The sequence below is a fragment of the Saccharothrix sp. NRRL B-16348 genome, assembly GCF_001280085.1.
Lineage (GTDB): Bacteria > Actinomycetota > Actinomycetes > Mycobacteriales > Pseudonocardiaceae > Actinosynnema.
In genome coordinates, this window is sequence record NZ_LGED01000231.1 from 22,006 (window position 1) to 44,011 (window position 22,006).

The 22,006-nt window shown below is 72.6% G+C and carries 18 protein-coding genes; 12 read left to right on the forward strand and 6 right to left on the reverse strand.

What is annotated here, in order from left to right; genetic code table 11:
• Positions 1-43 precede the first annotated feature (43 nt).
• Entirely contained in the window at positions 44-1,348 is a 1,305-nt protein-coding gene (locus ADK67_RS34865; RefSeq protein ID WP_053720826.1) for a hypothetical protein, read from the forward strand.
• Between the two features lie 7 nt (positions 1,349-1,355).
• Here ADK67_RS34865 and ADK67_RS34870 read toward each other — a convergent pair whose 3' ends face one another.
• The 3 genes from ADK67_RS34870 to ADK67_RS49725 all read right to left on the reverse strand — a co-directional run bounded on the left by ADK67_RS34870 (position 1,356) and on the right by ADK67_RS49725 (position 3,708).
• Complete coding sequence (locus tag ADK67_RS34870) at positions 1,356-1,982, reverse strand: helix-turn-helix transcriptional regulator (protein ID WP_053720827.1); 627 nt, start codon at positions 1,980-1,982, stop codon at positions 1,356-1,358.
• A 67-nt stretch (positions 1,983-2,049) separates the two neighbouring features.
• On the reverse strand, positions 2,050-2,724 hold the full coding sequence (locus tag ADK67_RS34875) for a response regulator (protein ID WP_053720828.1): 675 nt from the start codon (positions 2,722-2,724) through the stop codon (positions 2,050-2,052).
• 6 nt (positions 2,725-2,730) lie between these two features.
• Complete coding sequence (locus ADK67_RS49725; protein ID WP_082404265.1) at positions 2,731-3,708, reverse strand: sensor histidine kinase; 978 nt, start codon at positions 3,706-3,708, stop codon at positions 2,731-2,733.
• Positions 3,709-3,921: 213 nt separating this feature from the next.
• On the opposite strand from ADK67_RS49725, the gene ADK67_RS34885 reads away from it, so the two are divergent.
• Positions 3,922-4,926, forward strand: coding sequence for a radical SAM protein (locus ADK67_RS34885; RefSeq protein ID WP_053720829.1), 1,005 nt, complete (start codon positions 3,922-3,924; stop codon positions 4,924-4,926).
• A gap of 28 nt (positions 4,927-4,954) precedes the next feature.
• Here ADK67_RS34885 and ADK67_RS34890 read toward each other — a convergent pair whose 3' ends face one another.
• Positions 4,955-5,938: a PHP domain-containing protein gene (locus tag ADK67_RS34890; RefSeq protein ID WP_053720830.1), complete on the reverse strand. Its 984-nt coding sequence runs from the start codon at positions 5,936-5,938 to the stop codon at positions 4,955-4,957.
• 112 nt (positions 5,939-6,050) lie between these two features.
• Between ADK67_RS34890 and ADK67_RS34895 the strand changes: the two genes are divergently transcribed.
• Together ADK67_RS34895 and ADK67_RS34900 are read left to right on the forward strand one after the other, a co-directional pair.
• Complete coding sequence (locus ADK67_RS34895; RefSeq protein ID WP_053720831.1) at positions 6,051-6,683, forward strand: TetR/AcrR family transcriptional regulator; 633 nt, start codon at positions 6,051-6,053, stop codon at positions 6,681-6,683.
• 4 nt (positions 6,684-6,687) lie between these two features.
• Entirely contained in the window at positions 6,688-7,308 is a 621-nt protein-coding gene (locus ADK67_RS34900; protein WP_053720832.1) for a hypothetical protein, read from the forward strand.
• A 5-nt stretch (positions 7,309-7,313) separates the two neighbouring features.
• Here ADK67_RS34900 and ADK67_RS34905 read toward each other — a convergent pair whose 3' ends face one another.
• On the reverse strand, positions 7,314-8,507 hold the full coding sequence (locus tag ADK67_RS34905; RefSeq protein WP_053720833.1) for a serine hydrolase domain-containing protein: 1,194 nt from the start codon (positions 8,505-8,507) through the stop codon (positions 7,314-7,316).
• A gap of 117 nt (positions 8,508-8,624) precedes the next feature.
• On the opposite strand from ADK67_RS34905, the gene ADK67_RS34910 reads away from it, so the two are divergent.
• From ADK67_RS34910 to ADK67_RS34935, 6 genes are all read left to right on the forward strand, one after another.
• Positions 8,625-11,405, forward strand: coding sequence for an ATP-binding protein (locus ADK67_RS34910; protein WP_053720834.1), 2,781 nt, complete (start codon positions 8,625-8,627; stop codon positions 11,403-11,405).
• A 469-nt stretch (positions 11,406-11,874) separates the two neighbouring features.
• On the forward strand, positions 11,875-13,995 hold the full coding sequence (locus ADK67_RS34915) for a molybdopterin oxidoreductase family protein (RefSeq protein ID WP_053720835.1): 2,121 nt from the start codon (positions 11,875-11,877) through the stop codon (positions 13,993-13,995).
• 11 nt (positions 13,996-14,006) lie between these two features.
• Complete coding sequence (locus tag ADK67_RS34920) at positions 14,007-15,755, forward strand: AMP-dependent synthetase/ligase (protein WP_053720836.1); 1,749 nt, start codon at positions 14,007-14,009, stop codon at positions 15,753-15,755.
• Between the two features lie 58 nt (positions 15,756-15,813).
• The gene (locus ADK67_RS34925; RefSeq protein ID WP_157621139.1) at positions 15,814-16,059 is read left to right on the forward strand and encodes a hypothetical protein; all 246 of its coding nucleotides are present in this window, start codon (positions 15,814-15,816) and stop codon (positions 16,057-16,059) included.
• Positions 16,060-16,068: 9 nt separating this feature from the next.
• Positions 16,069-16,632 (forward strand): ArsR/SmtB family transcription factor, encoded by a 564-nt coding sequence (locus ADK67_RS34930; RefSeq protein ID WP_053720838.1) that lies wholly within the window; start codon positions 16,069-16,071, stop codon positions 16,630-16,632.
• 118 nt (positions 16,633-16,750) lie between these two features.
• Positions 16,751-18,127: an alpha/beta hydrolase family protein gene (locus ADK67_RS34935; protein WP_231648493.1), complete on the forward strand. Its 1,377-nt coding sequence runs from the start codon at positions 16,751-16,753 to the stop codon at positions 18,125-18,127.
• Between the two features lie 3 nt (positions 18,128-18,130).
• On the opposite strand, the gene ADK67_RS34940 is transcribed toward ADK67_RS34935, so the two are convergent.
• The gene (locus tag ADK67_RS34940) at positions 18,131-19,027 is read right to left on the reverse strand and encodes an RNA polymerase sigma-70 factor (RefSeq protein ID WP_053720839.1); all 897 of its coding nucleotides are present in this window, start codon (positions 19,025-19,027) and stop codon (positions 18,131-18,133) included.
• A gap of 121 nt (positions 19,028-19,148) precedes the next feature.
• Between ADK67_RS34940 and ADK67_RS34945 the strand changes: the two genes are divergently transcribed.
• Complete coding sequence (locus ADK67_RS34945; RefSeq protein ID WP_053720840.1) at positions 19,149-19,535, forward strand: DoxX family protein; 387 nt, start codon at positions 19,149-19,151, stop codon at positions 19,533-19,535.
• A 172-nt stretch (positions 19,536-19,707) separates the two neighbouring features.
• Complete coding sequence (locus tag ADK67_RS34950) at positions 19,708-21,774, forward strand: PQQ-dependent sugar dehydrogenase (RefSeq protein WP_231648494.1); 2,067 nt, start codon at positions 19,708-19,710, stop codon at positions 21,772-21,774.
• The last annotated feature ends 232 nt before the right edge of the window (positions 21,775-22,006 follow it).

Genomic DNA, 22,006 nt, shown 5'->3' on the forward strand with positions numbered 1-22,006 from the left:
TCCGCCACCTGCCGCGACGGCCCGACCACCGGAGGATTCACCCATGGGCGCAACCGCGACGCTGTCCGCCACCGGCTTGGCCGTGGCGCCCGGCGAAGACGTCACCTGCACGGTCGTCGTGCGCAACACCGGAGACCTGGTGGACGAGTTCGCCGTGGACGTGGTCGGCGACGCGGCCGGGTGGGCGACGGCCGAACCGGTGTCGGTCAACCTCGTGCCCCAGGCGTCCGCCTCGGTGGTCGTGCGGTTCGCGCCGCCGCGTGCCGCCGAGGTGGGCGCGGGCCCGGTGCCGTTCGGCGTGCGCGTCACCTCCCGCGAGGACCCGTACGGGTCGGTGGTCGAGGAGGGCGTGGTCGAGGTCGGCGCGTTCACCGACATGTCCGCCGAACTCGTGCCCGCCAAGGTCGAGGCGGGCGCGCGGGGCAAGTTCGAGGTGGTCGTCGACAACGTGGGCAACCAGCCGGTCGCCGTGCGGCTGAGCCCGACCGACCCGGACGGCGAGCTGGAGTTCAAGCTCGACCGGACCGACCTGGTGCTCGCGCCCGGCACGGCGGCGTTCGTGAAGCTGGTCGCCAAGCCGCGCGACACGTTCCTGCGGGGACCGTCGCAGCCGCGGCCGTTCCGGGTGGAGGTGGTGCCCAGCTCCGGGCCGCCGCTGTCCGCCGCGGGCACGCTCGTGCAGCGGCAACTGCTGCCCAAGTGGCTGCTGCCCGCGTTGATCGCGCTGCTCGCGCTGGCCGCGGTGCTGGTGGCGCTGTGGTTCACCGTGCTGCGACCGGCCGTGAAGTCCGCCGCGCGGGAAGCCGCGCAGCAGCAGGTGCAGGACGTCAAGGCCGCCGTCGACCAGGCCCAGGCCGGCGCCGGGGAGGCGCAGGAGCAGGCGAAGGAAGCCGAGGCGAAGTCCGAGGAGGCCATGAAGGCGGCCGGGCTCGACCCCGAGGCGCCTCCCGGCTCGCCGCCCACCGCGAAGCCGGGCGACCAGGCGGGCCCGGTCGGCGAGCCGACCGACTTCCGGGTGGCCGCCGACGCCGCGATCGTGGCCAACCCGGACGTCTACACCGACTTCGCGTTCACCCCGCCGGCCGACAAGACGCTGCTGATCACCGACATCGTGCTGCAGAACCCGCGCGGCGACACCGGCACGGTCCGGGTGCTGCGCGACGCGAACGGCACCCGCAGCGTGCTGCTGGAGGTCGGCCTCGCCAACTTCCGCGACCTCGACCGCCACTACGTGGAACCGCTGCGGTTCAAGCCGGGCGAGCGGATCGTGGTGCAGGTCAGCTGCCAGAACCCGGACGGGAAGGGCAACTGCCGGCCGTCGGTGTCGTTCGCCGGCCGGTCAGTCTGAGTTCGGGTCAGATCAGGCCTTCGCGCAACGCGAACGCCACCGCGTGCGCCCTGTTGCGCAGCTGGAACCGGTTGGTGATGTCGTGCAGGATGCTCTTGACGGTGCGCTGCGAGTAGCACAGCTTCTCGGCGATCTCGCGGGTCTCGAAGCCGTCCGCGATCAGCCGGAGCACCTCGGTCTCCCGGTCCGACATGCCCGCCATGCTCCAGCCGTTCGGGTTGAGCACGTTGCGCTGCAACCGCGACACCCGGTCCAGCAGCCGGCCGAGGAGATCCGCCGGCAGCGCGCCCTGACCCGCCGCGGTCGCCTTCACCAGGCGCACCAACGTGTCCGGTGTGGCGTCGGAGCGGCGGATCACCGCGGACACGCCGCTGCTGACCACGTTGAGCAGCTCCGGGTCGGCGATGTCGCCCGCCACCAGCACGATGCCCGCGCTGCCCGGCGCCTGGAGCCTGCGCAGCAGCACCTGCGCCTCGGCGTCGAGCCGGTCCAGCACGACCAGCGCCACGGGCGCCGCCTCGTCCGGCCCGACCAGCCGCAGCTCGGGCCGCGACCGCAACGCCGCGGTCACCCCGGCCCTGGTGATGGAGTCCGTCGCGTGCAGGACGACCGCGATCTGCTGGTGCGCGTTCATCTCCGTGCTCCCCGCCTCAAGCCCCCGATGTGCCACCGCCATCGTGACCGCCCGGGGCGTCCCGGCACTACGGGCGCACCGTCCCGACGTGTCCCGGACCGTCGCCCAGACCGGCCTGCTTCGCCCGGGACACGGCCTGCGCCCGGTCGGCGACATGCAGCTTGCGCAGGATGTTCGACACGTGGTTGCGCACCGTCTTCGGGCTGAGCACCAGCGACCGGGCGATCGCGGTGTTGCCCCGGCCCTCGGCCATCAGCCGCAGCACGTCCCGCTCCCGCGCGGTCAGCTCCGGGAACGCCTCCACCCGCTCGCGCGGCGCGGTGGCGAAGTACGCCAGCAGCCGCACCGCGATCGACGGGCTGAAGATCGCCTCGCCCTCGCCGACGGACCGCACCGCGCGCACGATCTGCGTCGGCCGGGACGCCTTGAGCAGGTAACCGAGCGCGCCCGCGCGCATCGCCGCGAACACCGACTCGTCGTCGTCGAACATGGTCAGCACCAGGACCCGGACGGAGGGGTCCCGCGCCACGATCCGGCGCGTCGCCTCCACACCGCCCAGATCGGGCATGTTGAGGTCCATCACCACCACGTCCGGGTGAAGCGTGGCGGCCATGGACACCGCCATCCCGCCGCCCGACGCCTCACCGACCACCGCGGTGTCCGGCGCGGCGGCCAACGCGGCGGACAGGCCGTACCGGAAGAGCGGGTGGTCGTCCACGACCAGGACCCGCAGCGCCGGCATGCCGCCTCACACCCCGCCCGCGAGCGGCAGCTCCGCCGCGACGGGGAGTTTCGCCGCGAGCGGCAGTTCGGCGGCGCGGGGGAGTTCCGCGGAGAGCGGGAGTTCAGCGGCGTCGGGGAGCCCGGCGGTGAGCGGAAGTCCGGCGGCGTGTGGCAGTCCCGCGGAGAGCGGGAGTTCAGCGGCGTGTGGCAGTCCGGCGGCGCGGGGAAGTTCCGCCGCGTCGGGGAGTTCGGCGGTGAGCGGGAGTTCGGCGGCGCGAGGGTGTCCGGCGGTGAGCGGCAGTTCGGCGGCGTGGGGGAGTCCGGTGGTGAGCAGGAGTTCCGCCGTGGGCGGGAGTTCGGTGGCGCGGGGGAGTTCCGCGGTGAGCGGGAGGTCGGCCGCGACCAGGGTGCCGCCCGCGGCGGCGTGCTCCACCCGCCACGTGCCGCCGACCTCGCGGGCCCGGTCGCGCATCGAACCCAGGCCCACGCCGACGCCCTGGTCCGGCACCAGGCCGACGCCGTCGTCCACCACCTCCACGTGCAGGCAGCCGTCGAACCGCAGCCGCACCGAGCAGTGCCGCGCCCCCGCGTGCCGCACCACGTTCGTCAACGCCTCGCAGATGATCCGGTACGCCGCCACCTGCACGTGCGCCGGCAGCTCCGGCACGTCCGCGCACCGCACGTCCACCCGCACCGGGTGCCGGTCGGCCAACGACGCCACGTGCGCCCGCACCGCGCCGGCCAGGCCGAGCCGCGCCAGCACCGCCGGGCAGGCGCCGGACGCCAACCGGCGCACGTCGTTGACCGCGGTGTGCACCTCTTCCTCCAGCCGGGCCAGCAGCGGACCGGCCGAGGCGGGGTCGTGGACGGCCAGGTGCCGCGCCGCGCGCAGCCCGAGCGCGATCGCCGCCAGCGCCGGACCCAGGCCGTCGTGCAGGTCGCGCAGCAGCCGGCGTCTCGCCTCGTCGGCGGCGTCGTCGGGAACGATGAACTCGCGGCGCATGTCCCCTCCCCCAGTGGGTGAGCACGCGGGCTGCCGCGCCGTGACGCCGGCCGCCTCGCCTGTATGGAGAGTCGTCGGGCCGTCACATGCCGTTTCAAATCGCGGCGAGGTTCCCACGTTGGGGGGAATGGCTACGAAGCGTGTTGGCGGTGGGACGTATCACAGCGCCTCGTGCGTGCTCCATAGGGATATCGAGCACCGCGGGAGGGTGGAATGGGCCAGACGAGTGGCCGGGCGGTCCTGCAGGTCCACCCGACCAGGCTGTGCAACCTGCGCTGCCTGCACTGCTACTCCAGTTCGGGCCCGGACGTCGCCGAGTCCATCCCCATCAGCGTGCTGTCGGCCGTGGTGCGGGACGCCGCCGGGCTCGGCTACGACGTGCTGAACGTGTCGGGCGGCGAGCCGTTCCTGTACCCGGAACTGCCCGCCCTCCTGCGTGCCGCCCGCGACGCCGGGATGCGGACGACCGTCACGACGAACGCGGTGGCGTTGACGCAGCGGCGGATCGGCCTGGTGCGCGGGCTGGTCGACCTGGTGGCCGTGTCGCTGGACGGCGACCGGGCCACGCACGACCGGATCCGCGATCAGGAGGGGTGCTACGAGAAGGCCCTGGCCGGCATCCGCAGGCTCACCGAGGTCGGCATCCCGGTCGGCGTGATCACCACGTTGACCCAGGGGAACGCCACCCAGTTGGGTGACGTCGCACTGGCCGCCGTCCAATCCGGGGCCCTGCTGCTCCAAGTTCACCCGTTGGAGCCGGAAGGCGCCGCGAACAGGTTGATGGCCGGTGAACGCCCGGACGCCGTCGAACTCGCGTACGCGGCGGTGGAGCTGGGCCGCATCGCCGAGGAGCACGGTCTGGCCGTCCAACTGGACGCCGTGCCGCGCACCATGCTGGCCCGCAAACCGGAGGCGTTCATGGCCGCGCCGGTCGACGACGCCCAACCCCTGGGCCGCTGGCTGACCCCGCTGGTGATCGAGGCGAACGGCGCGGCGGTGCCGGTGTCCTACGGCTTCGACCGCCGTTACGGCCTCGGCAACGTCCAGACCCGGCCGCTGGCGGAACTGGCGCGCTACTGGGACGCGGCACCGTTCCTCGCCCTGTGCCGCGCCACCTGGCAACGCCTGGTCGACGGCCGGACCGGCCCTCTGATCCCGTGGTACGGCCACCTGGTCCGCGCGTCGAGGGCCCAACGCCCGGCCACCGCGGGGCGTTAGGCGATCGGCGGGAGTCGGTGGTCGGGTGTCAGCGGGACAGGAAGTCCGACGCTTCCAGCGTGTTGATCACCCGGTCCGGGGTGACGCCGCACTCCTCGGCCCGTTCGCAGCCGAACGACAGCCAGTCCAGCTGGCCCGGCGCGTGCGCGTCGCTGTCGATCGCGAACGAGCACCCCAGCTCGACCGCCAGCCGCAGCAGCCTGCCCGGCGGGTCGCGGCGCTCCGGCCGGGAGTTGATCTCCACCGCGGTGCCGTGCTCGACGCACGCCGAGAACACCGCCTCCGCGTCGAACGTCGACTCCGGCCGACCCTTGCCGACCACCAGCCGTCCCGTGCAGTGCCCGAGCACGTCGACGTGCGGGTTGGCCGCGGCGGCCACCATGCGCCGCGTCATCTCCGGCGCCGCCATCCGCAGCTTCGAGTGCACGCTGGCGACCACGACGTCCAGCCGCTCCAGCAGCTCGGGCCGCTGGTCGAGCGCGCCGTCGTCCAGGATGTCCACCTCGATGCCGGTCAGGATCCGGAACGGCGCCAGCTCGGCGTTCAGCTCCGCCACCACGTCCAGCTGCTTCAGCAGCCGGTCGGCGGACAGCCCGTTGGCGACCGTGAGCCGGGGCGAGTGGTCGGTCAGCGCCATCCACGAGTGCCCGAGACCGCGCGCGGTCTCCGCCATCTCGCGGATCGGGCTGCCACCGTCGGACCAGTCGGAGTGCGTGTGGCAGTCGCCCTTGAGCAGCGCCCGCAGCTCCTGCCCGCCCACCACCGGCTCGCGGAACCGGCTCAGGTAGCTCGGCTCGCGCCCCGCCACGGCGTCCGCGATCACGCCGGCGGTGGCCTTGCCGATGCCGGGCAGGTCGGTCAGCGTGCCCGCCGCGACCCGCCGCTCCACCTCGCCGTCGGGCAACGCCGCCAGCACCTCCGCGGCCTTGCGGAACGCCCGGACGCGGTAGGTGGGTTCACCGGCGCGCTCGAGCTGGAACGCCACCTGTCGCAGTGCCCAGAGCGGATCCACACCCGCTTTTCTACTCCGCCGGGCGCGTCGGTGCGCGTCAACCTTCTCGACTTGGCAGCGTTGCGCGCGGAAACCTTGCGGCCGAACGTGCGCGGAACCGAGGATGTCCCGCATGTCCCCACGTGCCGGCACGGTCGGGTCGCGCCGCAGGCCCAGCAAGGGCGACCTGACCTCGCAGGCGATCCTCGACACCGCCGAACGGCTGCTGCAGACCCGCTCCCTGGACGACATCGCGGTCGACGAGCTGGCCTCGGGAGCGGGCATCTCGCGGTCGACCTTCTACTTCCACTTCGCGTCGCGGGAAGCGGTGCTGCACGCGTTGTCCGGTGGCATCCTCGACGCCCTCTACGAGTCGGCGTCGTCGTGGCTGCGGCGCGGCAGCGAACCGCCGGAGGACGCGATCCGCCGTGCGCTGGGCGCGAGCCTCGCCCTGTGGCGCAAGCACGGCCCGGTGCTGCGCGCCGCCGTCCGGGCCCGCGACACCGACCCGCTGATGCGCGAGTTCTGGGCCGGTGTCGCCCGCCGGTTCATCGACGCGACCGCGTCGCAGATCGAGATCGAGCGGGAAGCGGGCGTCGCGCCGCCGGGCCCGGACGCCAAGTCGCTGGCGACGGTGCTGGTGTCGATGAACGAGCAGGCCTTCCTGAGCCGTTCGCGGTCCCGCCGGTCGTCCGCCCGGGACCGCGCGCTGGTCGACACGCTGACCTGCGTCTGGCTGCGCTCCGTCTACGCGATCGGCTCATGAGCACGTGCACGACGACCCCGAGCTGATCGCGATGGTCCGCGACGCCCACACCCGGGGCGTCGGTCACGAGGACGTGTTCGCCATGCTGGGCGGGCGCGGGGTGTCGAAGTCGGCGGCGATCGTCTACTACGCCAAGGGCGCCGGCCTGCCCGACGACCAAGCCCGCCGGTTGGTCGAGGGCAGCATGTTGTGGGTCCCGCGCGCCGAGGACGACCCGTCGGGCTTCGAACAGATCTGGTCCATGTGGGCGCTGCTCGAACCGGTCGACGAAGCGGCGTTGGAGGACCCGGGCGACGACGTGGACCTCCAGCGCCAGGCTCGTGCCCGCGCACACCTCGTGGACGTGGCCGCGCTGCTTCCCGACGAGGCGTTGGCGCCTTACCGCGAGCACATGGCCGACGGCCTCCACTACGCCGCGTTCGCGGCCCTGGTGACGGCGGCTCGCGAGCACGGCTTGTCCGACGGCGGCTGGGGTGGGCTGGAAGCCGTCGCCGAACAGCTGCACCTGCACGAGTGGCTGGACGACATCGGGGACGACCAGGAGGCGCAGCGGGACTTCCCGGAGCTGAAGGGTGCCTTGGACGCCGCCCGCCACCTCCGCGCCCGCCACTTCCGCGCCCGCTGACCCGGTCAGCGGAACCAGGTGCCGTCCGGTGCCTGGCGGTAACCCAGGGCGCGGTAGACGGCGTCCACAAGGGACTGTCCGCGCGCGTTGAGGCCCAGGCCGGAGCCCATCTTCGTCATCGCGTACCCGAACGACATCCGCGCGCCGGGATCGGCGAACCCCAGCGAGCCGCCCATCCCGGAGTGCCCGAACGCGTCCTCCGACATCGACGCGCCGCGCTCCACGGCAGGCAGGTGCGGGTTGCCCGCCGACTTCATGAACCCGAGCGAGAACCGGGTCGGCGCGAGCAGCATCTCGTCGAACCCGGCCACCGCCACGCCCGACATGACCGGGAGCTGAGCCTCGTCCATCAGCCGTACCCCGTTGTACTCGCCGCCCAGCGCCAGCGGCCGGTACAGCTGCGCCAGGCCGCGCGCGTTGCTCATCCCGCCGACCGCGCCGAACTGCGCGGCGTGCGCCTCACGGGTGTTCGACGCCGTGACGTAACCGCCGGTGTTGCCCAGGAGCAGTCCCTGCATGGACTCGGGCCTGGACAGCCCGGTCACGTACACGCTCGGCAACGCCTCGCCCCGGTCGGCCGGGACGGTCGGCGCGGCCAGCGGCTCCAGGTCGTCGGGCAAGGTCAGCCAGAAGTCCAGCCCCAGCGGACCGGACACCTCCTTCTCGAAGAACTCGGCCAACGCCATCCCGGACACCCGCCGGACCACCTCGCCGATCAGGTGCCCGAACGTCAACGCGTGGTAGCCGTGCCGCGTGCCCGGGGCCCAGAACGGCTCCTGCCGCGCCAGCAGGCCGGTCATCAGCTCCCAGTCGAGCATCCCGCCCGGCGGCACCGGCTCCCGCACCGCGGTCAACCCGGCCTGGTGCGCCAGCAGGTGCCGCACCAGCGTGTCGGCCTTGCCGTGCTCCCCGAACTCCGGCCAGTACCGGACGACGGGCGCGTCCAGGTCCAGCTCGCCCCGTGACGCCAGCACGTGCGCGCACAACGCGGTCGCGCCCTTGGTGCACGACCACACGTGCGTGATGGTGTCCTCGGTCCACGGCCGCCCGCCCGCGTCGCCGCCCCACAGGTCGACCACGGTCTCCCCGTCGACCGTCACGTGCACGCCGGCGCCCAGCTCGCCGCGTTCGGCGAAGTTGCGTTCGAACTCGGCGCGGACCTCGGCGAACTCGTCGGCGCAGGTGCCCTCGACCGTCATGGACCCTCCAGGTGCGGCAGTTGTCTGCCGCCATGCCACCACCGTGAGCCACACCACGTGAGTAGGGATTCCTCAGTGGGTAGGGTGGTGGCCGCTCCGACGGCGGGAGGTCGCCTGTTGTCGTCTTTCGTCGGCCGGTCCTTCTTCGGCCGGGAGGCCGAGTTGGCGGCCGTGTTCGACGCGGTCGAGCGCGTGCCCGCGGCCGGGTTGGTGGCCGTCGTGGTGTCGGGCGAGCCCGGGATCGGGAAGTCCAGCCTGCTCGCCGAGGTGGGTCGTCGGCTGCGTGAGCGCGGGTCCGCGGTGGCCGCGGCCGAGTCGGACGACGTGAGCAGGCGCATCCCGTACGCGGCGGTGGCCACGGCGTTGAGGTCGGTGGCGGTCGCGCCGGGCGGGGCGGGCGCGGCTGAGGTGCAGGCCGCGCTGGAGGCGTTGGACCTGACGGCGGAGCCGGACGCGACCTGGTTCGGGCGGTCGTGCGAGCTGGTCGCCAGGGCGTTGACCGGGCTCGCCGTGGAACGGCCGGCCGCGCTCGTGCTGGACGACGTCGACCAGGTGGACGACGACTCGCTGGCCATGCTCGCCGTGGTGCTGCGCCGGGTCACGGCCGCGCCGCTGGTGCTGATCACCGCGGTCCGCGAGCACCACCGCAACCCCGGTGTCGAGGAGCTGCTGGACCGCATCGAACGGCACGCCGACGTGGTCCGCGTGCGGCTGGCGCCGTTGAGCGGCGGTGACGTGGCGCGGATCGTGGAGACCGTGCTGGGCACGCCGGTGGACGACGGCCTGGCGCACGAGGTGCACCAGCGGGCGGACGGCAACCCGTTCTTCGCGGTGGAGATCGCCCGGTCGCTGCGCGAGCTGGACCTGGTGGCGGTGGACGGCGACCGGGCGCGGCTCGCCGTGTCGCCGTCGGCGATCCGGCTGACCAGGCGGGAGGCGGTGCTGCGGCGGGTCGCGCCGCTGGACCGGGACACCAGGGCGGTGGCGCGGGCGGTGTCGATCTTCCGGCGGGTGCGGCTGGACCAGATCGGGCTGCTGGCGCGGGTGTCGTCGTTGCCCGAGGACGTCGTGGTGGACGCGTTCGACGGGCTGCTCCGCGCGCACATCGTGGTGCGTGACGAGGACCGGGGGTACCGGTTCTCGCACACGCTGGTCGGCGAGGCGCTGTACCAGGAGATCGGGCCCGCCCAGCGCAGGCACCTGCACAGCCTGATCAGCGCCCGACTGCTGGACGACCGGGCGCGCGGGCTGGCGGTCGACGAGATGGAGCTGGCCTGGCACCTGGCCGAGTCGGCGCCGCCGGGCGACCTGCGTGCCGTCCGGGTGATGGCGCAGGCCGCCGCGGCGAACCGCACCACCGCGCCGGAGACGGCGGCGGCGTTGTGCGCGCGGGCGTTGGAGCTGCTGCCGATGGCCGCGCCGGAGCGGGCCGGGCTGCTGGCCTCGCAGTGCCGGGCGTTGGCGCACGCGTCACGGCCGGGCGCGGCGATCGGGCCGGGGTTGGCGGCCTTGGCGGCGTTGCCCGCCGGGGTGGAACGGTCCCGGTGCGCGGTGGTGGTGCTGACCAGCATGTTCCTGGTCGGGCGGTTCGCGGAGGCGTTGCGGCTGGTGGACGCGGAGGTGGCGGCGGGGGACGCGCCGGCCGCCCTGCACGCGCAGCGGGCGTTGCTGCTGGTGTTCACCGGGCGTCACGCCGAGGCGCTGGCCGCCGCCGAGCGGATCGAGGCCATGCCGCTGACGTCGGCCGCCGAAGGGGTGGTGGTGTTCGACCGGCTGGCGGTCATCACGTCCATGCTGTTCCGGCACGACAAGACGGTCGACTACGCCAACCGGTCGTTGGCCTCGGCGGCCGGCCAGCCAGCGTTGGAGCTGCAGGCGCTGGCGGTCGGTGCGTCCACCGGGGCGTTGGCCGGCCTGGTGCATGACGCGTCGTGGCGGTTGCGGCGGGCCGAGGAGCTGCGGGAACGGGCAGGCGGCCACGCGTTCCGCGGCGAGCTGGAGATGGCGCGGGTGGCGCTGGACTGGTTCGGCGGGGAGTGGGACGCGTGCCTGGAGCGGGTGGGGCGCGCCGCGGCGGAGCTGGAGTCGCGGCAGGAGCTGATGATGTTGGACGGGCTGCGCGCGATCGAGCTGGAGGTCCGGACCTGGCGGGGTGAGCTGGACGTGGCGGCGCGACTGGCCGCGTTGGGCGTGCCGAACAGCCCCAACATGGCTCGGCTGCACGCGTTGGCGATGGCCGGGTACCTGGCGGCGCGGGGTGACGTCGAAGGTGCGCGGGCGGTGCTGGTCGAGGCGGTCGACGACGACGGGATGTCCGCGTACAGCTGCGTGCTGCTGGGCCGTCTGGTCGAGCTGGACTTCGCCGGGGGGAAGGTGGAGGAGGCGCGGCGGGTGTTGGGCAGGCTGCGCGAGGTGGCGGCCGACCGGGTGGCGCCGTGGACCCGGACGACCGTTCGGCGGGTGAGCGGGGTGGTCGAGCGGGACGGCGCGGAGCTGCGCGAGGCGGTGCGTGAGGCGGAGGTCGCGGGGCTGGTGTTCGAGAGGGCACGGGGGCAGCTGGCGTTGGGGCTGGTGGACGGGGCGGCGGTGGCCGAGCTGCTGGAGGCGTACGCGATGTTCCAGCGGGTGGGGGCGCACGGGTTGCGGCGGCAGGCCGGTGGGCGGTTGAGGGAGTTGGGCGCGAAGGTGCCGCGGGCGCGGGGGCGGGCGCCCGGGGTGTTGACGGCGGCGGAGGAGAACGTCGCGCGGCTGGTGCAGCAGGGGATGCGGAACCGGGACATCGCGGCGGCGCTGCACTACAGCCCGCGGACGATCGAGGTGTACCTGTCGCGGATCTACGCGAAGTTGGGGGTGTCGTCGCGGTTGGAGTTGGCGCGGGTGCTGGACGGGCGCGCTTAGTTGTTCGCTTAGTTGTTGTGGAAGCCGCACTGACCCGGTGGTAACCCGGGCGTGTTGTGTTGGTGACGTGCCGAGAGTCCTACGTTCAAGGTCGCGCGTGTCGAACCCTCAGGTCGTGCGTGTCGAACACTCAGGTCGCGAGAGTCCTACGTTCGCGGGGCGAGAGTCCTACGTTCGGGAGCGGTGAGTTCAACGCTCGGGTCCGGCTCGATTTGACATGGGGCCCTTACGGGCACTCCAGGCAGGCCAAAGCCGGGCAGGCCTGGCGGGAAGAGCGTCCGAAGAGCGTCCGCCAGGCCTGCCCGGCTTCGACCAGCCTAAAGCACCCGAACCCATGTCAAATCGGGCCTCGGTGGGGTGGTTGCGGGTCCGTTGTTCGGCCGTTGGGTCAGGAGGCCTGGCGGGTTGCGGGTCCGTTGTGGGCCGTTGGTGAGGGCCAGGGTGGTCCGGAAGGTTGTTGAGAGGGCGTATGCGCACCGCATTGACGACGTGTCCGTTGTGTGAGGCGACCTGTGGTCTGGAGTTGACGATCGAGGGCGATCGGATCACCGGGGTTCGTGGTGATCGGCAGGACACGTTCAGCGGTGGGTTCCTGTGTCCCAAGGGTGCGTCGTTGGGGGCGTTGGACGCTGACCCGGATCGGTTGAGGGGGCCGTTGGCGCGGCGTGGTGGGGCGTTTGAGGCGGTGTCGTGGGATGAGGCGTTCGCGCTGGTCGATGAGCGGTTGAGTGCGGTCATCGGTGGGTATGGGCGGGACGCGGTGGCGATGTACCTCGGCAATCCGATGGTGCACTCGTTGGCCGGTGGGTTGTACGCGGGTGGGTTGAGGAAGGCGTTGGGGTCGCGGAACGTGTTCACGGCGTCCACGGTCGACCAGATGCCCAAGCACGTGTCGTCCGGGATGCTCTACGGCGGCATCTACACGATTCCGGTGCCGGACATCGACCGGACGGATTTCCTGTTGTTGCTCGGTGCGGATCCGTTCTCGTCCAACGGCAGCCTGTGGACCGTGCCGGACGCGCCGGGGCGGTTGAAGGCGTTGCGTCGGCGTGGTGGGGCGTTCGTGGTGGTCGATCCGCGTCGCAGTCGTACGGCGGCGGCAGCGGATCGGCACTTGGCGATCGTGCCGGGCACGGACGTGTTCCTGCTGTTGGCCATGGTGAACGAGTTGTTCGCCGCGTCGCTGGTCGACCTGAAGGCACTTGCGCCGCACGTGAACGGCGTGGACGGGGTGCGGGAGCTTGCCTCGCCGTTCACGCCGGAGGCGGTGGCGGGGCGGTGTGGGATCGGGGCGGAGGAGATCCGGGCGTTGACGCACCGGCTCGCGGCGGCGGAGCGGGCGGCCGTGTACGGGCGGATCGGCACGACGACGGTCGAGTTCGGCACGGTGGCCAGTTGGTTGGTGGACGTGCTGAACGTGCTGACCGGGAACCTGGACCGGCCCGGCGGCGCGATGTTCCCGCTGCCCGCGCACCACCGGCGGGGGACGGGGACGGGCAAGGGGTTCGTCACCGGGCGGTGGCGCAGTCGGGTGCGGGGGCTGCCCGAGGTGGCGGGGGAGTTGCCCGTCGTCACGTTGGCCGACGAGATCGAGACGCCCGGTGACGGGCAGGTCCGCGCGTTGGTGACGGTGGCGGGGAACCCGGCGTTGTCGGTGCCCAACTCGGCTCGACTGGACGCGGCTCTGTCCACTTTGGACTTCATGGTGTCGGTCGACCCGTACTTGAACGAGACGACGCGGCACGCGGACGTGATCCTGCCGCCACCGCCGCCCGGCAGGCGTGCCCACTACGACCTGGCGTTCCTGTCGTTCACGGTGCGGAACGTGGCGAAGTACTCGCGGCCCGCCGTGCCGCTCGGGCCGGACGAGCTGGACGAGGGCGACATCCTGCTGCGGTTGACCGGGATCCTCGGCGGGCTCGGGCCCGACGCCGACCTGGACGCGCTGGTCGGGCTGTCGGGCGAGTCGGAGCACACCCGTGAGGAACGGCTGCTGGACGCGCGGTTGCGGGCCGGGGCGTACGGGTTGTCGGTGGACGACCTGCTGGCACGGCCGCACGGCGTGGACCTCGGGCCGTTGACGAGCCGGATCCCGGAGGTCCTGCGCACGCCGTCCGGGCGGATCGAGCTGTGCCCCGAGCCGATCGTGGCCGACGTGCCCCGGGTGGCGGCGGCGTTGCGGGCGCCCGTGAACGGGCTGGTGCTGATCGGGCGGCGGCACTTGCGGTCGAACAACTCGTGGCTGCACAACGTGCCCGCGTTGGTGAAGGGCAAGCAGTTGTGCACGTTGTTGGTCAACCCGGCCGACGCCGCGCGGCTGGGTCTTGAGGACGGCGGCGCGGCGCGGGTGACGTCACGGGTCGGCGAGGTCGAGGCGACCGTCGAGGTCAGCGCCGACCTGGCCGCCGGGGTGGTCAGCCTGCCGCACGGCTGGGGCCACGACCGGCCCGGCACGCGACTCGCCACCGCACGCGCCCATCCCGGCGTGAACGTCAACCTGCTCACCGACGACCTGGCCGTGGACCCGCTGTCCGGCACCGCCGTGCTCAACGGCGTCCACGTGCGCGTCACCCCTTCCGCAGCCCAGTGAGGAGCACCGCCATGCCCGTGACGACGACTGCGCGCGTCATCGCCGACCTGCCCTTCGTGGCCGCCCAGGCGCACGACGACCGGGTGGCGTGGCGCCACCTGCGTGACGGGCAGTGGCACGACCTGACGTTCACCGAGGTCGCCGAGTGGGTCATGGAACTGGCGTCCGGGCTGGTGCACCTCGGCGTCGAGCCGGGCGACCGGGTGTGCGTGCTGTCGGAGACGCGGCCCGAGTGGTCGGCGGTGGAGCTGGCGGTGCTCGCGGCGGGTGGTGTGGTGGTGCCGATCTACCCGTCGAGCGCGGCGGAGGAGTGCGCGTGGATCATCGGCGACTCGGGCGCGGTGCTCGTGGTCGCGGAGGACGAGGAGCAGCGGGCCAAGGTCGAGTCGGTCCGCGCGCAGGTGCCCTCGCTGCGGGACGTGGTCGTGATCGAGGGCGGCGGGTTGGCCGAGCTGCGGTCGCAGGGCCGCACGTCACCGCTGCCGGGCGAGCTGGACGACCGCCGTGCCGCGATCGACCCCGACGACCCGACGTTGATCATCTACACGTCGGGCACCACGGGTCCGCCCAAGGGCTGCGTGCTGACGAACCGGAACTGGCTGACCATGTGCCGGCTCAGCGAGGAGCTGTCGTACGTCCTGCGGGACGACGTGGCGTACCTGTTCCTGCCGCTGGCGCACGTGTTCGCGCAGATCGTGCACCTGGGCGCGCTGTACACCGGGCACGCGGTCGCGTTCTACGGCGGTGACACGTCGAAGGTCGTGGCGGAGCTGGCGCAGGTGCGGCCGACGTTCCTGCCGTCCGTGCCCCGGATCTTCGAGAAGATCTACACCGCCGCCACGGCCGGCGTGCCGGAGGAGCAGCTGCGGCAGGCGGTGAAGGTGGGGCTGGCGGTGCGTCGGCTGCAGGCCGCCGACCAACCGTTGCCGCCCGAGCTGGCCGCCGCGTTCGAGCAGGTGGACCCGGTGTTCGCGCGGGTGAGGGCGATCTTCGGCGGCCGGCTGCGGCAGGCGTTGTCCGGCGCGGCGCCCATCTCGGTGGAGGTGCTGGAGTTCTTCACCGCCGCCGGCGTGCCCGTGCTGGAGGGGTACGGCATGAGCGAGTCCACGGGCGTGGGCACGGTGAACACGGTGGCGCGGCACAAGCTCGGGTCGGTCGGCACGTTCGGGATGGCGGGCCTGCAGCTCAAGGTGGCCGAGGACGGCGAACTGCTGATGCAGGGGCCGCACGTGTTCGCGGGCTACTGGAACAACCCCGCCGCCACCGCCGAGGTGCTGACCGACGGCTGGCTGCACACGGGTGACCTGGGCGAGGTCGACGACGACGGCTTCGTCACCATCACGGGCCGCAAGAAGGACATCATCATCACCGCCGGCGGCAAGAACATCGCGCCCGCGAACGTCGAGAACCAACTCCGCCAGTCGCGCTGGATCTCGCACGCGGTGGTCTACGGAGACCTCAAGCCGTACCTGGTCGCGTTGATCACGTTGGACGAGGACGAGATCGTGCCGTGGGCGAAGGCGCAGGGCCTGCCGACGGACCTGCCCTCCCTGGCCCGCGCGCCCGAGGTGCGTGACCTGATCCAGGGCGTGGTGGACGAGGCGAACTCCCACTTCGCGCACGTCTCGCAGGTCAAGCGCTTCGCCCTCCTGGACCGCGACCTGAGCCAGGACGACGGCGAGCTGACCCCGACGTTGAAGGTGAAGCGGAAGGTCGTGCACGCCACGCACGCCGCGTTGTACGACGGGCTCTACGCCTGATCTGATGCTCGTCGTGCGGCGTGGCCACCTCGGTCCACGGCCTCGGAGGGGAGGCTCGGTGGATCGGGTGGAGTTGGACGCTCTCGCGGCGGGCATGGCCGGTCGGGACGGTGAGCACGTGTTCCACGAGCTGCGGGAACGCGGGAAGTCGCCGGTCGAGGCGATCTACGTCGCGGCACGCGTCCTCGGCCTCTCCTTGGGGCAGGCGAAGGCCGCGCTGTTCGAGCGCGCCGCGTGGCGAGACCGGCACGAGGACTGGCAGAGGCTGCAGGACGAGGTTGCAAAGATGTCTTTGCAACGGTAGCTTTGCATCATGGTCGCACCGCGCGAGATCTCCGACGTCGACGAACTGCGGACGCTGGCGCACCCGTTGCGCCAGCGGATCCTGCGCCACCTCGGGCAGCACGGTCCGGCGACGGCCAGCATCCTCGGCAAGGCGTTGGGCGAGAGCAGCGGCGCGACCAGCTACCACCTCCGGATGTTGGCGAAGCACGCGTTCGTGGAGGAAGTGCCCGAGCGCGCGCACGGCCGTGAACGGTGGTGGCGGGCGCCGGTGCAGGACCTGCGCGGGCCCCGTGCGCCGGAGGACCCGGAAGTGCGGTCCCTGGTGGACCAGCTCAGGCAGCTCAAGTTGGCCGCCGACCAGGAGTTGTTCGACGAGTTCCTGGCCCGGCGGTCGGAGCTGGGCGAGTGGGCGGACGCGCTGCCGTACTCGCGCGGCTCGGTGCGGGTGACGCTGCCCGAGCTGCACGAGTTCTTCGACGAGTACATGGCGCTGCTCAAGCGCTACCAACGGCCAGTGGACGAAACGCCCGCGGGCGCACGGCACGTCGCCGTGCGCTTCTTCGCGTTCCCCGTGCCCACAGACCGCCCCTGACACAGGCCCGGGCCGTCGAGCTGGCACTCGACGACCCGGGCGGGGCGGAAGCCGCAGCACCACGCCGAATCCGGCGTGTTCCTCGTACGTGCGAACTTCCTCAGGAAGGAGAGCACCCGTGCTCCCCGAACGCAACTCGCGACTTCGTCGTGCCCTCGTCCGGCTGTGCGCCGTGGCGGCGATGGTGGTGATCAGCGCGGCGGCGCCGCCCGCCCGAGCGGACCCCGCCGGGTTGGTCGAGCAGGAAATCACCTTTTCGAGTGGTGAGCTGACGTTCCACGGCACCGTGATCGCCCCGGACACCGGCACCCGTCACCCCGCGATGGTGATGGTGCACGGCTCCGGCCGGGTGTCGCGGGACGGCTACCGCCAGGAGGCCGAGGCGTTCGCGCGGTCCGGCATCGTCACGTTGATCTACGACAAGCGGCCCAAGCAATCCAAGTCCGACGTCGACTTCGAGCTTTTGGCGGACGACGCGCTGGCCGCGCTGCGCGCGCTGAGGACCCACCCGGGCGTCGACCCGGACCGGACCGGGCTGTGGGGCGTGAGCGAGGGCGGCTGGGTGGCGCCGCTGGCCGCGGCCGGCTCGACCGACGTCGCGTTCGTGGTCACGGTCGGCGCACCCGGCGTGGCGCCCGAACGCCAGCAGTCCTGGAACCTGGTCAACCGCCTCGCCGCCGCCGGCGTGTCCGGCTCCCTGGTGGACACCGTCTCGCGCACGACGCTCGGCCTGCTCGTCGGCGCGGGCCAGTTCCCCGAGGCCGGCTACGACCCGGCGCCGGTGCTGGCCCGGATCACCCAACCGGTGCTCGGCCTGTGGGGTGACCTCGACCGGGTGATCCCCGGAGTCGAGAGCCTGCGCGTGTTCCAGGAGTCGCTCGACCGGGGCGGCAACCGCCACTACACCTTGCGTTCCGTGCCCGGCGCCGATCACACGATGCGCCGGTCACCGGACGGCTTCCAGCGCGGCGACGACCTGTCCCCGGCCTACCTGGAGCAGGTCGCCGCCTGGGTGAACAGCGCCGAACCGCCTGCCGCCGACGTCGGCCCGCTGCCGCGGCAGGAGCGGCAGAGCGCGCCGGTCGAGGCCGGGTCGCCGGCGGTGCAGCTCGCCGCGGTCGTGCTACTGCTGGTGGCGTTCGCCGCGTACGGGGTGCGGTGGCGACGAGCGGGCAAGGCACCTGTGCGACGACCGGCGCGCCTGCTCGCCACGACGGGCCTGCTGAGCGTCCTCGGCCTGCTCGGCTACCTCGGCCACCTCGCGTCCACCGGCGCGAAGAGCCTCGGCGTGGTGGTGCTCGGTCGGCCGCTGCCCTGGCTCGCGCTCCAGCTCCTCGCGGTGGCGGTGGTGGTCGCGACCGTCGTCACGGCCCGGCAGGCGTGGCAGGCCAGGGCGGACCTCACGACCGGGCGCCGGGTGCGGCTCGGCCTGCTGGTCGCCGGCGGCGCGCTGTTCGTGCCCTGGGCCGTGCACTGGGGCCTGCTGCTGCCGTAGCCGTCACCGGCTCAACGCGGTCTCCCGCGCCACGTGCGACAGCTTCTCCGGGTTGCGCATGAAGTACAGGCCGGTGACCAACCCGTCCTCGACCAGGGCCGCGACGACGCCGTCGAGTTCGCCGTCGAGCCGCAGGATCACCGCCGGGGCGCCGTTGACCTGCGCCGGTTCGACCGTCGTCCGGGCGCCGACGGCGTCCCAGCGGGCGGCCAGGAAGCGGGCCACCTTGTCGGCGCCGACGACGGGCTTGCGCGCGGCCTGCTTGAGCCCGCCCGCGTCGCTGAGGACGACGACGTCCGGCGCGAGCACGTCGAGCAGGCCCTGCAGGTCGCCGGTCTCGACCGCCCGCTGGAAGGCCGAGAGCGCGGCCCGCGTCTGGTCCGGGGACGTGACGCCGCGCGGCCGGCGGTCGGCGACGTGCGCGCGGGCCCGGTGGGCGATCTGCCGCACGGCGGCCGGGGTCTTGTCGACGGCTTCGGCGATCTCGTCGTAGCCGACGTCGAACACGTCGCGCAGCACGAACACGGCCCGCTCGGTCGGCGCGAGCGTCTCCAGCACCAGCAGCATCGCCATCGAGACGCTGTCGGCCAGTTCGACGTCCTCGGCCACGTCGGGCGTGGTCAGCAGCGGCTCGGGCAGCCAGGGCCCGACGTAGGACTCCTTGCGCCTGCCGAGCGTGCGCAGCCGGGTGAGCGCCTGGCGGGTGACGATCCGGACCAGGTACGCGCGCCGGTCGCGCACCGAGTCGAGGTCGACGCCCGTCCACCGCAGCCACGTCTCCTGGACGACGTCCTCGGCGTCGGCGGCCGAGCCGAGCAGCTGGTAGGCGACCGTGAACAGCAGGTTGCGGTGCGCCACGAACGTCTCGGTCGCGGGGCGCGTGTCGGCCTTGCCGTCCATCGGTGGCTCCTGTCCTCCGCTCGGCCGACGGTTGTAACGCGCGTCACGCGGCCGCCCTGTCACAGGGCTCGGAACACCGGCGTCTTCTGGTCGACCAAGACGCACGACCAGGAGGAACGCCATGAACCTCGCCCTGTGGATCATCACCGGCGTGCTCGCCGCCGCCTACTTCTTCGGCGGCGGCGGCAAGCTCGTCCTGTCCAAGCAGAAGATAGCCGCCACCGGCCCGAGCGCGGCGTGGACCGAGGACTGGAGCGCGGGCGGCATCAAGGCCATCGGCGCGTTGGAGGTGCTGGCCGGGGTGGGCCTGGTCCTGCCCGCCGTGCTCGACATCGCGCCGGTCCTGGTGCCGCTGGCCGCCATCGGCCTGATGATCATCATGGTCGGCGCGGCGATCGTCCGCTTCCGGCGCCGCGAGTTCAAGCTGATGGCGGTGGACCTGGTCTACCTGGCGCTGCTGGCCTTCGTGGTGTGGGGCCGCCTCGTCGCCGAGCCGTTCACCGGCTGATCGGGCCGGTGCGGAGGACACCACTGGACGCTGCCGGGGGAAAGCCCTTACCGTTTCGGTCACAGGAGGAATGGCTGCACGCGACCGACGTACCCGCCTTCTGCCGCCGCCACACCGCCGCACCAATTCCCCCAGCGTCGCGGGGGAGTCGCCAACGACTGTGGAGGCTTCTGTGGCACCCCGTACCAGAAGGTTGTCGACCTCGCTCGGCACCCTCGCCACCGCGCTGGCCGTGGTGGCGTCCGGCCTGGTGTCCGCCGCGCCCGCGAGCGCGGCGCCCGTCCTGCTGTCCCAGGGGAAACCGGCGACCGCGTCCTCCTCCGGGAGCTCCGGTCTCGCGCCCTCGATGGCGGTGGACGGCAACTCGTCCACGCGCTGGGCCAGCCAGGGCGGCATCGACCCGTCGTGGCTCCAGGTCGACCTCGGCGCGACCGCCGCCATCACCAGGGTCCGGCTCCAGTGGGACCTGTCGTGCGCCCGCGCCTACCGGCTCGAGACGTCGTCCGACGCGCGCACGTGGAGCAGCGTCTTCGCCACCGCGAACGGCGCGGGCGGCGTGGAAGACCTCGTGGTGAGCGGAAGCGGTCGGTACGTCCGCATGTACGGCACCACGCGCTGCCGCACCGCGCCCTACAACAGCTACTCGTTGCAGGAGTTCCAGGTGTTCGGCGAGACCGGGCAGGCGGACGTCACGCCGCCGTCGCCGCCGGCCAACCTGCGGTCGGCCAACGTCACGCCGACGTCGGTCGACCTGGCCTGGGACGCGGCCACCGACGACGTCGGCGTGACGTCCTACGAGGTGTACCAGCGGGGCCAGTTCGTCAAGTCCGTCACCGGCACGGCCACCACGATCACCGGCCTGAGCCCCAACGGCTCGTACGTCTACTACGTCAACGCCAAGGACGCCGCCGGCAACATCTCCCAGGCGGGCAACAACGTCGAGGTGACCACACCGCCCGCGCAGGCCGACACCCAGCCGCCGACGACGCCGACCGGGCTGCGCGTCACGGGCGTCACGGCGAACTCCGTGTCGCTGGCGTGGAACCCGTCCACCGACAACATCGGCGTGACGCGCTACGAGGTGCTCTCGGGTGGTGCCGCGGTGGGCGAGACCACGGGCACGTCGGCCACCATCGGCGGACGCCGCCCGAACACCTCGTACCTGATGAACGTGCGGGCGTACGACGCGGTGGGCAACGTGTCCGACTGGAGCATGGCGATCACCGTCACCACGTCGTCCGGCGGCGACCAGGTCGGCGCGGTGACGCAGCTGGCGACGGACAACGACGTGCCGTGGGGCCTGGACTTCCTGCCCGACGGGTCGGGTGTCTACTCGCGGCGCGACGCGTTCGACATCGTGAAGCTGTCGCCGGCCGGGGTGAAGACCACGCTGGGCACGGTGCCGAACGTCGTCACGACCAGCGGTGAAGGCGGCCTGCTCGGCATCGAGGTGTCGCCGAACTTCGCGTCCGACCACTACCTGTACATCTACCACACGGCCGCGAACGACAACCGGATCGTGCGGATGAAGGTGGAGAACAACACGCTGGTGCAGGCGTCGCTGCAAGTGCTGCTCACCGGCATCCCGCGCAACCGCTACCACAACGGCGGCCGGCTGCGGTTCGGCCCGGACGGCAAGCTGTACGCGGGCACCGGCGACGGCCAGAACGGGAACTGGGCGCAGGACCTGGCGAACCTGGGCGGCAAGGTGTTGCGGCTCAACGCCGACGGCTCCGCGCCGACCGACAACCCCTACTACGGCAACGGCGGCAACGCCCGGTACGTGTGGACCTACGGGCACCGCAACGTGCAGGGCCTGGCGTTCGACCGGCAGGGCAGGCTGTGGCAGGCCGAGCTGGGCAACACGATCATGGACGAGCTGAACCTGTCCGAGCGCGGCGGCAACTACGGCTGGCCCTCGTGCGAGGGCACGTCGGGCAGCTGCGCCGGCTACATCGCGCCGAAGCGGACGTGGAGCACGTCCACCGCCTCGCCGAGCGGCATCGCGATCGTCAACGACGCGCTGTACATGGCGACGCTGCGCGGCAGCAGGCTCTACCGGCTCGTGATCAGCGGCACGTCGGTCGGCTCGGAGACGACCCACTTCCAGGGCACGTACGGCCGGCTGCGCACCGTCGAGCCGGCGCCGGACGGCAGCCTGTGGCTGACCACCAGCGACGACCGGGACAGCACGCCGAACAACTCCAACTCCCGGATCCTGCGGGTGCAGCTGAACTGACCGGTGCTCGAACCAGCGTGAGGCGGTCCCGGTGCTCGGTCCGGGGCCGCCTCGCGGCTCGTCGGGGAACGGTTGAACCGAACGTCCCACGGGTGCGTGTCAGGGGTGCCAGTCGCCAGTCGAGGAAGGCCCGCCGATGCACGCCACCCGCCGCCGCCCGACCCACCCGACCACCCCACCCCGCCGCAACCCGTCGCCGCTCGGGACACGTCCGAGCACGAGCTGAACGAGA

Excerpts from the sequence above, each read along its gene's own strand:
- ADK67_RS34930 (WP_053720838.1), top strand. The coding sequence starts at position 16,069 with ATGGTCGCACCGCGCGAGATCTCCGACGTCGACGAACTGCGGACGCTG.
- ADK67_RS34875 (WP_053720828.1), bottom strand. The coding sequence starts at position 2,724 with ATGCCGGCGCTGCGGGTCCTGGTCGTGGACGACCACCCGCTCTTCCGG.
- ADK67_RS34920 (WP_053720836.1), top strand. The coding sequence starts at position 14,007 with ATGCCCGTGACGACGACTGCGCGCGTCATCGCCGACCTGCCCTTCGTG.
- ADK67_RS34865 (WP_053720826.1), top strand. The coding sequence starts at position 44 with ATGGGCGCAACCGCGACGCTGTCCGCCACCGGCTTGGCCGTGGCGCCC.
- ADK67_RS34940 (WP_053720839.1), bottom strand. The coding sequence starts at position 19,027 with ATGGACGGCAAGGCCGACACGCGCCCCGCGACCGAGACGTTCGTGGCG.
- ADK67_RS34885 (WP_053720829.1), top strand. The coding sequence starts at position 3,922 with ATGGGCCAGACGAGTGGCCGGGCGGTCCTGCAGGTCCACCCGACCAGG.
- ADK67_RS34870 (WP_053720827.1), bottom strand. The coding sequence starts at position 1,982 with ATGAACGCGCACCAGCAGATCGCGGTCGTCCTGCACGCGACGGACTCC.
- ADK67_RS34945 (WP_053720840.1), top strand. The coding sequence starts at position 19,149 with ATGAACCTCGCCCTGTGGATCATCACCGGCGTGCTCGCCGCCGCCTAC.
- ADK67_RS49725 (WP_082404265.1), bottom strand. The coding sequence starts at position 3,708 with ATGCGCCGCGAGTTCATCGTTCCCGACGACGCCGCCGACGAGGCGAGA.
- ADK67_RS34895 (WP_053720831.1), top strand. The coding sequence starts at position 6,051 with ATGTCCCCACGTGCCGGCACGGTCGGGTCGCGCCGCAGGCCCAGCAAG.
- ADK67_RS34905 (WP_053720833.1), bottom strand. The coding sequence starts at position 8,507 with ATGACGGTCGAGGGCACCTGCGCCGACGAGTTCGCCGAGGTCCGCGCC.
- ADK67_RS34915 (WP_053720835.1), top strand. The coding sequence starts at position 11,875 with ATGCGCACCGCATTGACGACGTGTCCGTTGTGTGAGGCGACCTGTGGT.